The 15,287-nt window shown below is 68.4% G+C and carries 14 protein-coding genes; 4 read left to right on the top strand and 10 right to left on the bottom strand.

Going from position 1 to position 15,287, the window contains the following annotated elements; translation table 11 throughout:
- Positions 1-125: 125 nt before the first annotated feature.
- From LKO27_RS09585 to LKO27_RS09565, 5 genes are read right to left on the bottom strand one after another with little or no spacing between them, the layout of a single operon-like run.
- Positions 126-1,580 (bottom strand): oligosaccharide flippase family protein, encoded by a 1,455-nt coding sequence (locus tag LKO27_RS09585; RefSeq protein ID WP_227737163.1) that lies wholly within the window; start codon positions 1,578-1,580, stop codon positions 126-128.
- 42 nt (positions 1,581-1,622) lie between these two features.
- Positions 1,623-2,612, bottom strand: a complete 990-nt coding sequence (gene nadE / locus LKO27_RS09580; RefSeq protein WP_227737162.1) for an NAD(+) synthase — start codon at positions 2,610-2,612, stop codon at positions 1,623-1,625.
- A complete protein-coding gene (gene asnB, locus LKO27_RS09575; protein WP_227737161.1) occupies positions 2,609-4,636 on the bottom strand; it encodes an asparagine synthase (glutamine-hydrolyzing) in 2,028 nt (675 codons plus the stop codon). Before asnB ends, nadE begins: the two co-directional genes overlap by 4 nt.
- Complete coding sequence (locus tag LKO27_RS09570; RefSeq protein ID WP_227737160.1) at positions 4,636-4,842, bottom strand: hypothetical protein; 207 nt, start codon at positions 4,840-4,842, stop codon at positions 4,636-4,638. Before LKO27_RS09570 ends, asnB begins: the two co-directional genes overlap by 1 nt.
- The gene (locus LKO27_RS09565; protein WP_227737159.1) at positions 4,839-5,102 is read right to left on the bottom strand and encodes an acyl carrier protein; all 264 of its coding nucleotides are present in this window, start codon (positions 5,100-5,102) and stop codon (positions 4,839-4,841) included. Before LKO27_RS09565 ends, LKO27_RS09570 begins: the two co-directional genes overlap by 4 nt.
- Positions 5,103-5,187: 85 nt before the next feature.
- Between LKO27_RS09565 and LKO27_RS09560 the strand changes: the two genes are divergently transcribed.
- The 3 genes from LKO27_RS09560 to LKO27_RS09550 are packed head-to-tail and all read left to right on the top strand — an operon-like array spanning position 5,188 to position 7,906.
- Complete coding sequence (locus tag LKO27_RS09560) at positions 5,188-6,669, top strand: class I adenylate-forming enzyme family protein (RefSeq protein WP_227737158.1); 1,482 nt, start codon at positions 5,188-5,190, stop codon at positions 6,667-6,669.
- Positions 6,670-6,696: 27 nt separating this feature from the next.
- Positions 6,697-7,518 carry an SGNH/GDSL hydrolase family protein gene (locus LKO27_RS09555; RefSeq protein WP_227737157.1) on the top strand — a complete coding sequence of 274 codons (822 nt, stop codon included), beginning with the start codon at positions 6,697-6,699 and terminating at the stop codon, positions 7,516-7,518.
- Between the two features lies 1 nt (position 7,519).
- Entirely contained in the window at positions 7,520-7,906 is a 387-nt protein-coding gene (locus LKO27_RS09550) for a 4'-phosphopantetheinyl transferase superfamily protein (RefSeq protein ID WP_227737156.1), read from the top strand.
- Positions 7,907-7,914: 8 nt separating this feature from the next.
- On the opposite strand, the gene LKO27_RS09545 is transcribed toward LKO27_RS09550, so the two are convergent.
- The 4 genes from LKO27_RS09545 to dhaK are packed head-to-tail and all read right to left on the bottom strand — an operon-like array spanning position 7,915 to position 12,892.
- Positions 7,915-8,814: a DUF6363 domain-containing protein gene (locus tag LKO27_RS09545; protein ID WP_227737155.1), complete on the bottom strand. Its 900-nt coding sequence runs from the start codon at positions 8,812-8,814 to the stop codon at positions 7,915-7,917.
- Entirely contained in the window at positions 8,798-11,251 is a 2,454-nt protein-coding gene (ptsP, locus tag LKO27_RS09540; RefSeq protein ID WP_370629969.1) for a phosphoenolpyruvate--protein phosphotransferase, read from the bottom strand. The genes LKO27_RS09545 and ptsP overlap by 17 nt, the downstream gene beginning before the upstream one ends.
- Before the next feature lies 1 nt (position 11,252).
- Entirely contained in the window at positions 11,253-11,894 is a 642-nt protein-coding gene (gene dhaL / locus LKO27_RS09525) for a dihydroxyacetone kinase subunit DhaL (protein WP_370629995.1), read from the bottom strand.
- 2 nt (positions 11,895-11,896) lie between these two features.
- Positions 11,897-12,892: a dihydroxyacetone kinase subunit DhaK gene (gene dhaK, locus LKO27_RS09520; protein ID WP_227737153.1), complete on the bottom strand. Its 996-nt coding sequence runs from the start codon at positions 12,890-12,892 to the stop codon at positions 11,897-11,899.
- A gap of 198 nt (positions 12,893-13,090) precedes the next feature.
- On the opposite strand from dhaK, the gene LKO27_RS09515 reads away from it, so the two are divergent.
- On the top strand, positions 13,091-14,035 hold the full coding sequence (locus tag LKO27_RS09515; RefSeq protein WP_227737152.1) for an SDR family oxidoreductase: 945 nt from the start codon (positions 13,091-13,093) through the stop codon (positions 14,033-14,035).
- Positions 14,036-14,041: 6 nt separating this feature from the next.
- On the opposite strand, the gene LKO27_RS09510 is transcribed toward LKO27_RS09515, so the two are convergent.
- Entirely contained in the window at positions 14,042-15,229 is a 1,188-nt protein-coding gene (locus LKO27_RS09510; RefSeq protein ID WP_227737151.1) for a zinc-dependent alcohol dehydrogenase, read from the bottom strand.
- Positions 15,230-15,287 lie beyond the last annotated feature (58 nt).

The raw sequence follows: 15,287 nt of genomic DNA, 5'->3' as shown, positions 1-15,287 counted from the left end.
AAGCAGGAACCCCAGTGGAAGAGCCGGGCAGACCGGCAACTCCTGCACGCCCTCACTCCAGCCCCGACATCCTGCCGCCGACAGCGACCTCCTCAGCAGCTCATCGGTGGATCGAGGCTTAGACGCTAATCCGCAGTCACCGGCACAGTGCCGCTGGACTTGGCCGTAGCCCTCAGGGCTCTGATGGTCCGACGCTCTCGAAGCAGCAACAGAGCCCAAGCGGCTGCCCCGACCAGTGCACCGGCGAGCACTTCGATCCAGCCGGGCGCGCGCAGGAACAGCGCCACCGCCAAGCACGGTATCGCCGTGATGACTGACACCACCAGACCGGCGCCCATCGTAGAAAGGTACGAATGGACCGGAAGACCGATGACTGTTCTCAGGTTGAACAGTTGGACCAGCATTGCGACGATCATGGCAACCAGCAGCGATAGTGCCGCACCAGTCCCGCCCATGAGCACGGCCAGTGGGTAGAGGGTCACGGCCACCACTATCGCTCGTACTACGGTGAACCGTCGCTGCAACTCAGGCTGCCCGATGGCAAGGTAAACGGAGAAACTGACCATGGAAGCCATGTACACAATGGCGAAAAGGGAGTAGATGGCGAATGCCGGGGCGGCTTGGGCGAATTCCGGACGTCCGTAGACCATGATGAGCAGGGGTGCGGAAACGGACGCCATCACGGTGGTAAGAGGCAACCCGAAGAGCCATACGAGTCGCGACAAAGATTGCACGCTTCTGCGCATTCCCGCGGGGTCATCCTGGAAGTGAGCCAGGATCGGTACCACGAGGGGCCGTACTACCTTGCTGAAGATGCCGAGTGGAAACGCGGCCAAGGCGATCGCCATGGTGTAGAGGCCCAGGTGATGCGCGTCCACCACCTTCCCGAGGACGATCGTGTCGGCTTGCATCACCAGCAGCGTCAGCACGGATAGACCGGCCATGCCACGCGTGAACTGGAAGAGGTCCTTGCGGGACTGCGCCTCCAGATGGAACCGTGGGCGGATGGGGCACAGGATGAATGACAGCAGGAAGCGCAGGAAGGCCTCGAAAACTGCGCCCCACAGCAGAGCCCAGACGTTCTGCAGCAGGAAGCCGAGAAGAATGGTGAAGGCCGTGGCGATGATGCCAGAGCCTTGGATGGTGAACAACGTTGCCCTGAACTCGAACTGCCGTTGGAGGGCGTACATCCTTGGACTGGCCAGCCCTGTGAAGATCACCGTCAGAGGGGCCACCATCAGCAACGAGGCCAGATGGGGCTCCCCGTAGAATGCCGCGATCGGTCCCGCCAAGGGCACAGCAAGGGCGGCGATTACCAAACCGCGAGCGGCCCCGAACCACCACGCGACGTTCAGGAACTCCGGCGTGCCCCCGTTCTTGTTCTGGATGACCGCCTGGGCCACGCCCACCTCTGTAACTGCCTCGAACAATGAGATGACGGCCAAGGCGATGGCCATGATGCCGAACTGGTCGGGAGCGATGACGCGAGCAAGAAGCATGTTCCGCCCCAACCGGGCCAGTCGCTCGACCAGAGTCCCGGCGGCGAGATACTTGCCACCCCGCAAAGCCTTGGAACGCATGTGGGGGGAATCGGATCGCTGCTGTTGCTGGGTCATCTGCGGTTACACATGGATCTCGGTGATGTCCTCGACGAGCGCCGGCGACTGGTGCAGGTACTGGGTGGTCCTGCGCTTCTGGTCGATGTCGCGGTAGACCCGCTCGACCTGCTCTGCAGTCAGGCCCGTGGCCTCGGCCACCTGGTCCACGGGCACGTCATGGTTCCTGCCGAACAGACACAGGTCCATGAGGTGGTGGGGGAGCGAGAAGTAGAACTCCTCCTGAGACTGGGCAAGCGAGTACGTGTCGGTGGTCGAGGGCCTGGTCCGCACCGCCTCCGGCACCCCGAGGTGTTCCGCCAGCGCGTAGACCTGGGTCTTGTAGAGGTGCGCGATCGGCTTGATGTCGGCGGCGCCGTCGCCCAGCTTCACGAAGAAGCCCTGGTCGTACTCCAGCCGGTTCGGTGTGCCCGTGGTCACATAGTTCAGGCGGTCCGCGTGGTAGTACTCCATCATCTTGCGCACACGCTGCTTGAAGTTGGTGGCGGCGACGATGCCGAGGTAGGCCTCCATCGTCAGCCGGTGACTGCTCTGTTCGCCGTCGGGATTCTCGACGACCACTTGGTAGAGCCGGAGGGCGTCATCGTCGACGACGCTGGGCAGCACGATCTTCGACTTCCAGCCCTCGCCGTAGGAGGGCACCACAAGCCGCACCGCCTCGTCGTAGCGGCTGTAACATCCGACGGCCTCCAGGGCCTCGGCGATCTCCTCCACGACGGAGTCGAAGCCGAAGTGGTCCGAGATCGAACGGCTCAACGAGATGGTCTCCGGCGACGATGCGCGCTCCGGCATGTGGAGGCCGAAGACCCGCTCAGGGCCAAGTGCATTGACGCAGAGCGCCGCGGTGACGCTGGAGTCGATGCCGCCGGACAGGGCGACGACGGCACCCTTGCGCCGGCTGGCTACCAGGTACTCACGGATCACGCCGGAGATCCGTTGCGCCTCGGCCTCCAGGTCGAGGTTCAGCGTCTCCGGGCCGAAAGCTGAGTGGGTCATTGAACCTCCTGGGCTAGGGCTACCCGGTCCTCGGGCAGCCGATCCTGGGCGCCGAGGTCCACTGCGTGAACCGGCTCGGGGGGACGCCTTCGCTGTGATTGTGCGAAATTACCCGAGATGAACTGGGCATGTATGAGTTGCGTGGAGATCGCGGCGACGATCCGCATGTTGTCGGTGTTGCCGAACAGGCGGCTGCGGTTGCTGGCCTTCGCGACCAGCCCCTCGATCTGGCGGGCGTCGAACAAGCCGCTGGCGAGCAGGGCACTGGGGGAGAGTACGTCGTGGACCCAGTCCGGCGTGGCGCCGTCGGTGAAGAAGCTGGCGGCATCCGGGGCGCGGTACGGCTGCTTCGGGCGGTTGCGGATCTCCTCGGGCACCAGGTCCGCGAAGGCGTGCCGCAGCAGGAACTTCTCCTCCAGCCCGAACATCTTGTGCCGTGCCGGCAGGGCGTTGGCGAACTCCACCACGTCGCGGTCCAGGAACGGGAAGCGACCCTCGACCGAGTTTGCCATCAGCATCCGGTCACCCTGCGATGCCAGGATGTAGCCGGGCAGCAGCGTGGTCATTTCCAGCCACTGCGCCCGGCTCAGGGAGTCCCACCTCGCACTGTCCCGCGGGAGACGGGCAGCCGGGTCGGGTTCACGGCTCTCGGCGATCGCCTCCCGCAGCGCGGGGCTGAGCATCGTCTGGAGTGCCGCCGTCGAGTTCCAGCGGGTCCGGTGTGACATGCCCGGGTCAGCAGGGTCGAAATCTGCCCCGAAGAAGCTGCGGGCGAAAGCCGGTGCCCTGCCCGGGTTGCGTGACAGCCAGGGGTAGAGCAGTTCGGTGGCGCGATTGCGCAGTTGGGACTCGGGGCCGCGGGACCAGAACTCGCGCACCTTCGCCTCGCGGAAGATGTCGTATCCGCCCAGCACCTCGTCGGCTCCCTCGCCGGTGACCACCACCTTGTAGCCGGACGAGCGCACCAGCTTGGACAGCAGGAACATCGGTGCTGGTGCGGTGCGCAGCAACGGCGACTCGGCGTGCCAGACGACCTCGGGGAACACGTCGGCGATCTCGCCATGGGAGACCTCGACCTCGTGGTGGTTCGTGCCGAGCCGCTCCACCATGCGGCGCTGGTGGTCGCCCTCGTCGAACTCCTCGTCCGTGAAGCGCAGCGAGAAGGTGTCCAGGTCCGCGTCCGTGAAGTGCCGGATGGCGGCGGCCGTCACCGACGAGTCCAGTCCGCCGGAGAGGTAGGCGCCGACGGGGAAGTCGCTGCGCTCGAAGCGCAGGCGGGTGGCGCGCACCAGCAGTTCGCGCAGCACGGCTGAGTTCTCATCCAGGTCCTGACCCGGCTCCTGGCCGCGGTGGGGGAAGTCGATCCGCCAGTAGGGCTCGGTGCGGAAACCGTCCGCATCGAAGAAGGCGACGTGGCCCGGCGCCAGCTGCGAGATGCCCGCGAACGGGGTCCGGGGTGCGACCGTGGACCACAGAGAGAAGATCTGGTCCAGCCCCGCCGGGTCCAGCGCGCGTGGGACGTGCCGGTCCATGAACAGCGCCTTCACCTCCGAGGCGAAGACGATTCGCCCGTCGGTCAGGTGGTAGTACAGCGGCCGGACTCCAAGCCTGTCCCGCGAGAGCACCAAGGTACGGGTGCGGCGGTCCCAGATGCCGAGGGCCCACTGTCCGTTGAAGCGCGCGAAGCAGTCCTGCCCCCACTCCTCCCAGGCGTGGACTATCACCTCCGTGTCGCTGCGCGTGGCGAACACGTGGCCCCGCGCCAGCAGTTCGTCTCGCAGTTCGACGTAGTTGAAGATCTCCCCGTTGAAGGTGACCCAGACCGTGCCGTCCTCATTGCCCAGGGGCTGGGCGCCGCCCGCGAAGTCGATCAGCGAGAGCCGGGTATGACCCAGGATGGCCCCGTGGTCACGCAGCCAGCCGCTGCCGTCGGGGCCGCGGTGCGCCAGAGCCCCCAGCATGTCGGCGACGACGTCCAGATCCGGCGGCTCGTCCAGCGAGACGACCCCGCAGATGCCGCACATCAGACAAGGGTGGTCGGGTCGGCGGGCAGGGCCCGCAACGCGTCGGGATCGGTCAGGAACTCCATGCGGATCTGCTCGTCGACCACGCGGACGCCGAGCACGTCCTCAACCAGCACCGCCCTGCGCAGGGCGTCCAGTGCCGGCTCGTCGACTGGGCGCAGGTGCGCGCATTCGGCCAGGAGCCTGTCCGCTGGTGAGGCGCTCACGCCACGCCTTGCCGCTGCTTCGTCGAGACGTAGCGAATGAGGCCGGAGACGCTCCCCAGGTTCTCCGGAACCGTCTCTGAGTCATCCACGCTGAACCCGAACTCGGTCTCGAGGAACTCGATCAGTTCCAGAACGCCGGTGGAGTCAATCACACCGGATTCCAGCAAGGATTCATCGTCAGCGGGCATTCGGGAACTGTCCCCGAACAGGTAACTGTCCTCGATGAATGATCTCAACTTCTGCGCGACTTGCGATTCCATGACGTCCCCCCGAACGGTCTCGCTATTGTTGGTTGAAGTGTACTGTCCACACATAGATCAATCCAGTGTCCTTCCGGGGGTGGACATGTTCAGCGATTACCTATTGACAGCGGGTGATGACCGGCGGGTTGCCGTCATCGACGGACCCCTTCAGCACACCCACGGCGAGCTCAGGTCCGCGGCCGCGCGCCTGTTCTCCGAACTCGTCGCGGCCGGTGTCCGGCCCGGGGAGCGGATCGGGCTTCTGGGGGTGAACTCGTTCTTCTGGGTGGCCGGTTACCTCGCCGCACTCAAACTCGGGGTGGTGGTACCCCTTTCCGACAAACTCGGTGCGGAGGAACTCGGTTCGCAGGCGCAATTCGTGGAATGTGCGGCGATCCTCGCCGATCGGCGCCAACTCCGGCGAGTGGCGGGCGCATTCGCGGGGCTTCCGGTGATCACGGACGAGGTGCTCGCCACCGACGGCGGCAGCGACTGGCCCGACTTCCGCCCGGCGGAGTCCGACGACGCGGCCATGATGTTCACCTCCGGCACCACCGCACAGCCCAAGGTGGTCCGGCTGACCCACCGAAACCTGATCGCCAACACCAGCTCCATCGTGACCTACCTCGAACTCGGGCCCGACGACCGGGTGCTGGTGATCCTGCCGTTCCACTACGTGTTCGGGGCCTCACTGCTGCACACCCACCTGGCGGTGGGGGGAAGCGTCGTGATCTGCAATACCTTCACGTTCCCCGAGACGGCCGTCGAACTGATCTCCGCGCATGGGTGCACCGGGCTGGCGGGCGTGCCGTCGTCGTACCAGTTGCTGCTCAAGGCCAGCAGCTACGCCAGCAGGCCACTGCCATCGCTGCGGAAGGTGCAGCAGGCCGGTGGCCGGCTGGCGCCGGAGTTGATCCGCCGGCTGGCGGAGGCGCAACCCACCAGCCGGGTGTTCGTCCAGTACGGGCAGACCGAGGCGACCGCGAGGCTGTCCTACCTGCCGCCGGAACTGCTCGAGACGAAGCTGGGCTCGATCGGTCGGGGCATCCCGGGGGTGCACCTGAGTGTCGAGGACGCGGACGGCCGGCCGGTGGAACCGGGACACCACGGCGAGATCATCGCAACGGGTGACAACATCTCTCCCGGGTACTACCGCGATGATTCGGCCACCGAGCAGAAGTTCCGCGGTGGCCGGCTGCACACCGGGGACCTGGCCACCGTCGACGAGGACGGGTTCATCCACATCGTCGGCAGGAGTGGCGACTTCATCAAGTCCTGGGGCTACCGGATCTCGCCCCAGCAGGTGGAGGAGACAGCCCTGAGACACGACGCCGTCGCCGCGGCCGTTGCCGTCGGGCTTCCGGACGCCGACGCGGGCGAAGCGGTCAACCTCGCCGTGTCGGCGGTGCCGGGACTGGCGCTGGAGCCCGGGGAGGTGCTCGCCTTCCTGCGCCGACAGTTGCCCAAGCACCTGGTGCCGGCGGTCGTCCACGTCCTGGACGAGATCCCACTGACCACCAACGGGAAGGTCTCCAGGGGCGCCGTCCGCACCCTGTTGGAGGGCCGCGCCCCGGTGTTACCGTAGAGTCCGACGTTTGATCAGGGGGAGATCATGACGAAGAAGCCCTACGTGCGCATTCTGGCGGCACTGGTTGCGCTCGGTCTCATCGGAGCGGCCACCTACACGTTCTTCTGGGACCCCAAACCCACTTTCGCAGCCGCACCCAACGAGGCCGCCTCGCAGGTCACCGCCGACGAGCTGGCGCAGGCGGCGGAGCTACGGGTGTTCTTCGGGCACAAGTCGGTGGGCAGGAACGTCATCGCCGGCCTCCAGCAGCTCTACGGCAGCCACGGTGCGGCGTCGCCCACGTTCTTCGAGACCGACATCGGCGAAGTGCCGACGCTGGACAAGGGACAGGGTGCCTTCGTCCACACCCTGATCGGCGAGAACCGCCATCCCTACCGAAAGCTCGAGAACTTCGAGTCGATGCTGCGCGGTGGGCTGGCGGAGCAGGTCGACGTCGCGCTCATCAAGTTCTGCTACATCGACATCCGCTGGGACACCGACGTCGACAAGCTGTTCAACACCTACAAGGCCACGATGGACGAGCTGGAGGCCGACTACCCCGGCGTGAGGTTCGTGCACGTCACCGCGCCGCTGACCACCGGCCCGTACGGGATCAAGGACCACCTCAAGAAGCTTGTCGGCCGCGACGACAACGCCACGCGGGAGCGTTACAACGAGCTGATGCGCGGCGCGTACGGTCCCGACCAGCTGCTCGATCTGGCCGCGGTCGAGGCGAAGGCGCCCGACGGCACCATGAGGCCAGAACTGCACGGTGGCTACAGCAGCGACGGCGCCCACCTCAACGACACCGGCGCGGCGCTGGTGGCCGCAGAGTTGGTCCACCTGCTGACCAGGCCACGGAGTTGAGGTGAGGCTGCGCGGCGTCGGCGTTGACATCGTCGAGGTGCGCCGGATCGAGCAGCTTCTGGGAGCGGGTGGCTCCTTCGCCCGTCGCTGGTTCACCGCCGACGAGGCCACCCGTTGCCGGGCTGCAGAGCAGCCGGCCCAGGAGTTCGCGAAGGTCCTCGCCGCCAAGGAGGCCGCGTGGAAGTCGTTGGGAATCAGCTGGGACGCGGGTGTGCCCTGGGGTTCCCTCGTTCTCATCGACGGCGGTGAGGGAACCGACGGCTGCACCGTCGAACTCACGGGGGAAGTGGCCCGGGTCGCCTCGGTGGACGGGCTCTCCGGGATCAGGGTGACGACGACGGCCATCGACGAGCTGGCGCTGGCGATGGCCTTCGCCTGGGCCGGCTGAACCTGCGATCAGGCTCCGGCGGGCAGCCCGGCGAACTCCCGGATGGCGTCGAGTTCCCTGCGACCCTGGGTGAGGCCCCGCTGGTACATGGCGCGCAGCTTGCCAAGATTCCGCTCCCCGTTGCCGATGGGCATCTCGTCGGGGAACACGAGGTACGCCTTGCCCTGCCGCTCCAGCTCGAACAGCTCTTCCAGGGTCCGGTTGTAGTTCGCGGGCCTGTCGATGATGCCTTGGGCCACCGCGGGGAACCGGCGAAGAAGCGCACGCATGGCCCGCGGGGAACGCAGGACGCCCTTGCGGTAGCCGCGGGTCCTCGTCATCACCACCAGCAGCTTCTCGTGGCCGGCGTCCCGGGCGGCGTCGACGGCGAACCCGCCGGTCGGGCCGAGGGCGCCGTCGCAGTAGGGGACACCGTCGATCTCCGTCCAGGGCATCAGCAGCGGCATCGTGGAGGAGGCCCGAACCCGTTTCATCAGGTCCGTGCGGGTCCGCAAGTCCTCGCGGCCCCAGTACACCATCTCGCCGTCGGTGCAGCGGACCGCCCCGATCGCACACTGCGCCCGGTTGGCCGCGAAGGCGTCGAAGTCGAGGGGGAGGACCTCGTCGGGGCCGGAGGTCTGCTCGTAGATCCACTCGGCATGGAACATCCCCTTGCCCCGTACCCACGTGCCGAGTCCGCCGAAGTTCGGCTCGCCGGCGAAGTCGGTGAACGAGTGCTGCGTGCGCCACTGGTCCCGTGCCAGGTAGTTGACGGTGCAGCTGGCCCCGGCCGAGATCCCGCCGACCCAGTCCAGATGGACCTCACCCTCGAGCAGGGCGTTGAGCACGCCGGAGGAGTAGCTGGCTCGCATGCCGCCGCCCTCGAAGACGAGAGCTACCCCGGCCCCCGAACTAGGCAGGGTTCCCACCTCCGAGGAGGTCCGCCACTGCCTGCCTGGCGGCTTGGGCTGACGACGCGGCGCACGCCGCCTCGGCGGCCTGGCCGCACTGCTCGAAGCTCACCCGGGACAGCGATGCCGCCACCGGTTCCAGGGCGCGTGGCCCCATGGACAGGCTGCTGATCCCGAGTCCCACCAGGACCACCGCGAGCGCCGGGTCGGAGGCCGCCTCGCCGCAGACGCCCGCGGACTTGCCCGCGCTCGTCGCCGCCTCGCCGATCATCCGCAACAGCCGCAGCACTCCGGGCTGCCACGGATCCTGCAGGGCCCCGAGCTGGGCCCCTTGCCGGTCGGCCGCCATCGTGTACTGGGTCAGGTCGTTGGTGCCGACGCTCACGAAGTCCACGTGGTCCAGCAGCTCGGCAGCCTGAAGAGCTGCCGAGGGTGTCTCCACCATCACGCCCACCTTGCCGAGGCCCGCCCGCCGGGCGAGCCGTGCGAAGTCGGCCCCCTCCTGGGCGGTGGAGATCATGGGGGCCATCACCCAGACGTCGGCCTCGCTGTGACGCGTGGCCTCGGAGATCGCCTCGAGCTGGCGTGCGAGGACCCCGGGGTTGTCGACGGCGGTCCGGTACCCGCGCACTCCCAGGGCCGGGTTGGGCTCACCTGGGATGGTCAGGAACGGCATCGGCTTGTCGCTGCCGGCGTCCAGCGTGCGGATGACCACCCGCTTGCCCGGGAAGGCGTCGAAGACCGAGCGGTAGAGCTCCACCTGTTCGGCGACGGTGGGCTCGTCGGCCCGGTCGAGGAACGCGAACTCGGTGCGGAACAGCCCGACGCCCTCGGCGTTGGCCGTCGCCGCCGCCCGGGCGTCCTTGCCGGACCCGACGTTGGCGAGCAGGGGGACGGTGAGACCGTCTGCCGTACGGCCGGGAGCGGTCAGGGGCACCAGCTCGGCGGGTGCCGTCCGGGCCCCGAGCAGCTGTTCCTCGGAGGGGTCGACGACGATCTCGCCGGTACCGCCGTCCACGAGCACCCGGGAGTCGTCGGGGATCTCCAGCGCGGCCGCGGCCCCGGTCACCGCCGGGATACCCATGCTGCGCGCGAGGATGGCGGTGTGCGACGTCGGCCCGCCCTCGGCCGTGACGATCGCGAGACAGGTCCCGGAGTCAAGGGCGGCGGTGTCCGACGGCGCCAGGTCGCGTGCGATGAGGACGAACGGGAACCCCGGGTCCGGGACGCCCGGCATGGGCAATCCGAGGAGCTGGGTGACCACGCGGTCCCGGATGTCGCCGATGTCGGTGGCCCGCTCGGCCAGGAGTCCGCCGGCAGCCTTCATCGTGGCGGCGACGTCGTCGGCCGCCTGCCAGAACGCGCTGGGCGCGGACAGCCGCTGGTCCCGGACCGCGCCCATGGCGGAGTCCAGCAAGGTGGGGTCCGAGGCCAGTGCGGCGGTGGCGGACATGATCTGGGCGGCCTGGCCCTCAGCCGCGCCGGCGCGCTGCTCGTACTCGTCGATCACGGCTGCGACGGCGTCACGGAGGCGCTGCGCCTCGGCCGGGACCTGCCCGGATGGGACGCGATCTTCAGCGGGCCGTGCGACGGCCTGGTCCGCCATGCGGCGGGTGACGCCCACCACGCGGCCGGGGCTCACACCGAGTGGTTTGTGTGTGGCCAGCTGTGGAACCGGGTCGGAGCCGACGGCGGGCCCAGTGCCGATCGGGGCGGTACCGGGGGCGGGTCCGGGCTCGCCGAAACCATCCCTGACCAGGGCCATGACGGCGTCGACGGCCTCGCGCGCCTGGGGGCCGCGGGCCTCCACCCGGAGCGTGTCGCCGTACTTCGCGGCCAGGGTGGCCAGCGCGATCGTGCTGTTGGCCTTCGCCGTGCCGCGGGGATGAACCACGCGGACATCGGCGTCGAAGCCGGCCGCAGCGGCGGCCAGCAGCGCCGCGGGCCGGGCGTGCAGGCCGAGTTCGTTGGGAAGGGCCGCCTCATCGGAGGCGTCCGGCGCCCAATCGTCCTGGTCGACCGGCGCCGCAACGCTAGGGGGAGCGTCGGAGCCCAGGGCCTGGAGTTTCGGGTGCAGCGCCCCCGCGGCCTCGGAGGCCACCTCGTCCAAGGTGGCTCCGCCGGCGGCGAGCACGGCCGCCGCGAGCAACCCCTCCACGAATGGAGCGGGCACGATCCGTACGTCGATGGCCTCGTCCTCAAGGAACTCCAGAGCCATCTCGGCGCTCATGATCGCGGACCCGAGGTCCACCAGCACAAGCACGCCGGCGCCCGCGGAGGCCTCCTGGATGGCCGACATCACTTCCATGGCGTCGGTACCGAGGCCCCCGTCGGGCATTCCTGCGGCGATCCTGATGGGTGGTTGTTCGCCGTGCACCATCTGCAGTGCCAGTTCGACGGCGGCCTCAGCCAGTCGTCGGCTGTGGGACACGACGACGAGGCCCACCAACGCCATGTCAGGCCTTGTCCACCGACGCTGCCAACGCCTCGAACAGGTAGGCGGTGGAGGTGGCGCCCGGGTCCTGGTGACCGACGGAACGCTCGCCGAGGTAGCTGGCACGCCCCTTGCGCGCCAGCATCTCGATGGTGGCCTCGCGACCCTGACGGGCGGCCTCGGCGGCCGCGGCGGTGCCGGCGGCGAGGGACTCGCCCTCGTTGAACGCCTTCTCCATCGCCTCGATCGCCGGGACCATTGCGTCGATCATCGTCTTGTCCCCCGGCTCGGCCTTGCCGCGCGCCTGCACGCCGTCGAGCCCAGCCCGGAGCGCCGCCGCCAACTGGTCAGGTGCCAGTTGGTCCGCAGCACCCGCGGAGGTGCCGAACTTCATGAAGAACGTGCCGTACAGCGGGCCACTGGCGCCGCCGACGCTGCTGACCAGAGTCATGCCCACCTTCTTGAACATCGGCCCAAGGCCGTCCTCACCGTCGGCGTCGACGAGGTTGAGGACCGCTGTCATGCCACGCGCCATGTTGGCGCCGTGGTCGGCGTCGCCGATGGCGGAGTCCAGTTCGGTCAGGTAGGTCTTGTTCTGGTTCACCAGGGAGCCGAACTCGTGGAGCCAGGCCACGAGCTGGCGGAAGGAGACGATGTCTGTCATGTTCACATACCCCAACGTAGTCCGGCAGTCTTGACGGGCGCATCCCACAGGCTGAGGAGTTCCTCGTCTGCCTTGAGGAGCGTCACGGAGCAGCCGGCCATGTCGAGGCTGGTGATGTAGTTGCCCACCAGGTTGCGGGCGATGTTCACCCCGGCCTCGTCGAGCAGCGCCTTGACCTCGCCGTACATGAGGTAGAGCTCGATCAGCGGCGTGGCGCCCATGCCGTTGACCATCACGATGACGTCGCTGCCGGAGTAGTCGAGGTCGTTGAGGATCGGCTGCACCAGCTGCCTTGCGATGTCTCGGGCGGAGGAGATCTTCTCGCGGTGGCGTCCGGGCTCGCCGTGGATGCCGATGCCGATCTCCATCTCGTCCTCGGGCAGGTCGAAGGTGGGCTTGCCGGCAGCGGGGACGGTGCAGCTCGTGAGCGCCATGCCCATGGAGCGGCCACCCTCGTTGACCTTGTTGGCGATGCTGACGACGGCAGCGAGGTCGCGGCCCTCCTCGGCGGCGGCGCCGACGATCTTCTCCATCAGGACCGTGAGCCCGACGCCGCGGCGCCCGGCCGTGTAGAGCGAGTCCTGGACGGCGACGTCGTCGGCGACGATCACGGTCTCGACCTTGACGCCCTCGTCGGAGGCGAGTTCGGCGGCCATCTCGAAGTTCATGATGTCGCCGGTGTAGTTCTTCACGATGTGCAGCACGCCCGCACCGCGGTCGACGGCGGTGGTGGCGGCCTGCATCTGGTCCGGCGTGGGGGAGGTGAACATCTGACCCGCGCAGGCGGCGTCGAGCATGCCGACCCCGACGAACCCGCCGTGCAGCGGTTCGTGGCCGGATCCACCACCGGAGACGAGCGCGACCTTGCCCTGTTCCTTGGGGTTGGCGCGGAGGATGACTCTGTTGGCATGGTCCACTGTGACGTTCTCGTCGGATGCCTCGATGCCCTTCAGGGCATCGGCGATGACGTCATCGACTTCGTTGATGAGCTTCTTCACGGGGATTCCTCCTGCTTCGCTGCTGAAGTGTTTCCGGCTGGGCGGATTGGGGCGCGGGGCGTCCTTCCCCCGAGCCTTGTCCCACCGCTGACTGTAATCAACGGGGCTGCCCTTTGGTGCAGGTGAGGGGCGCCCGTGCGCAAGAACGTGCACCCGGGTTTGCGTCCCCCGGAGACCGGGCGGAAGTAGGTTGGGGCCATGCACCAGCAGTCATCCCGACCAGTCGCCCTCGTCGCCGGAGCCTCCAGGGGACTCGGCCTGCTCATCGCGCGCGAACTGGCTTCCCGGGGGCACGACGTCGCCATCTGCGCGCGGGACGAGGAGACCCTCCGGGTGGCCGCGCAGCAGATCGGCGACGGGCTCGACGTCCGGGTGCGCCACTTCGTCTGCGACGTGCGCAGCGAGCAGCAGGTGACCGCGACGGTGGCAGAGGTGGAGCGCGAACTGGGGCCCGTCGACGTCGCCGTCTTCGTGGCGGGAGTCATCCAGGTGGGGCCGCTCGCTGCGCTCCAGCACCACCACTTCCGGGACTCGATCGACGTCATGCTCTGGGGGCCCATCAATCTCGCCATGGCTGTGGTCCCCGGCATGGTCGGGCGAGGCCAGGGCAGGTTCGGTGTCGTCACCTCGGTGGGAGCGCGCGTGAGTCCGCCGCGCCTGCTGCCCTACAACACCGCCAAGTTCGGGGCGGCCGGCTTCACCGAGGGCCTCTCGGCGGAACTCGCCGGTACTGGCGTGACCGCCACCACCATCGTCCCCGGCCTGATGCGAACCGGGTCCCACCAGCGCGCGTCCTTCTTCGGTGACGCGGCCAAGCAGTACGCCTGGTTCGGGCCCGCCGCGTCGCTGCCGCTGCTGACGATGGGGGCCGAGCGGGCCGCCCGGATCATGGTCGACGGCGTCCTGCGCGGCAAGCCGGTGGTGACGGTGTCGCTGATGAGCCACCTGGCCACGAGGGTGCACGGTCTGGCTCCCGGCCTGACGGTGCGGCTGATGGGCGTCATGAGTCGGCTGCTCCCCGCCGGGACGAACGCCCAGACCGTGGAAGGCCTGGAGGTCCGGCGCGTCGGGGGAGTGGTCAGCTTCCTGACCACCCTGGGGGACAGGGCCGCCGAACGCTTCAACGAACGTCGACGGGACTGACCCCGCTCACTGCTGCGGGTGCATGACCACCTTGATGCAGCCGTCGGTCTTCTTCTGGAACATCTCGTAGGCCTCTGGTGCCGACGCCAGCGGCAGGTGGTGCGTCGTGAGGTCGTCGACGCCGAACGGGTCACCCTGCTCCAGCGTCGCCAGCAGGTCATCGGTCCAGCGCCGGACGTGGCACTGTCCCATCCGCATCGTGATGCCCTTGTCGAACATGTCCATCATCGGCATCGGGTCGATGGCGCCGCCGTAGACACCAGCGAGCGACACCGTGCCGCCGCGGCGCACGGCCGCGATGGCAGTGTGGACGGCATCCAGGCGGTCGATCCCGGCGTGGTCGACGGCCAGCCGCGCCGCCGGCTTGGGCAGTCGCGAGGCGAGCCCGATGACTGCGGCCGCCGCGGGGTTGCCGTGTGCCTCCATGCCGACGGCGTCGATAACGGAGTCCGGGCCGCGGCCCGCGGTGTACTCGATCAGGGCCGCGGGCACGTCGTCGCACTCATCAAGGTCGATGGTCTCGGCGCCCAGCCCGCTGGCCCGCTCCAGGCGTTCGGGGACCAGGTCGACGGCGAGGACGCGGCCCGCACCCTGCCGCAGTGCGCAGGTCACGGCCAGCTGCCCCACCGGCCCCAGACCGAGGACGGCGACGGTGGAGCCGGGCTCGACGTCGGCGAAGGCCACCGCCTGCCAGGCGGTGGGCAGGATGTCGGAGAGGAACAGGAACCGCTCGTCGGGGAGGCCCTCGGGGACCTTGATGGGTCCGAAGTCGGCGTGGGGGACACGCACGAGTTCCGCCTGGCCGCCGGGCACCTGGCCGTAGAGCGAGGTGTACCCGAACAGCGCGGCCCCCTTGCCCTGCTCGCGGACCTGCGTGGTCTCGCACTGCGCGAACAGGCCGCGCTTGCACATCCAGCACCTGCCGCAGGCGATGTTGAACGGTACGACGACGCGGTCGCCGGGGGCGATGTGGGTGACGTTGGCGCCCACCTCCTCCACGATGCCCATGAACTCGTGGCCGATCACGTCGCCGGAGCTCAGGTACGGCGCCAGCACCTTGTACAGGTGCAGGTCCGAGCCGCAGATCGCGGTGGACGTGACGCGGACGATCGCGTCGGTGGGTTCGATGATGCGGGGATCGGGTACCTCCTCGACGGAGACCTTCTCGATTCCCTGCCAGGTAACTGCCTTCATTGGTGTACACCTCCTGCGTCCAACGATCGCACGGGGCGGGGCCACGGGAAATCGTCGG

Source organism: Tessaracoccus sp. OS52 (genome assembly GCF_020687685.1).
Classification (GTDB): Bacteria; Actinomycetota; Actinomycetes; order Propionibacteriales; family Propionibacteriaceae; genus Arachnia.
The sequence above is the reverse complement of the archived record's forward strand: the minus strand, read 5'-3'. Positions and strand labels throughout refer to the sequence as shown.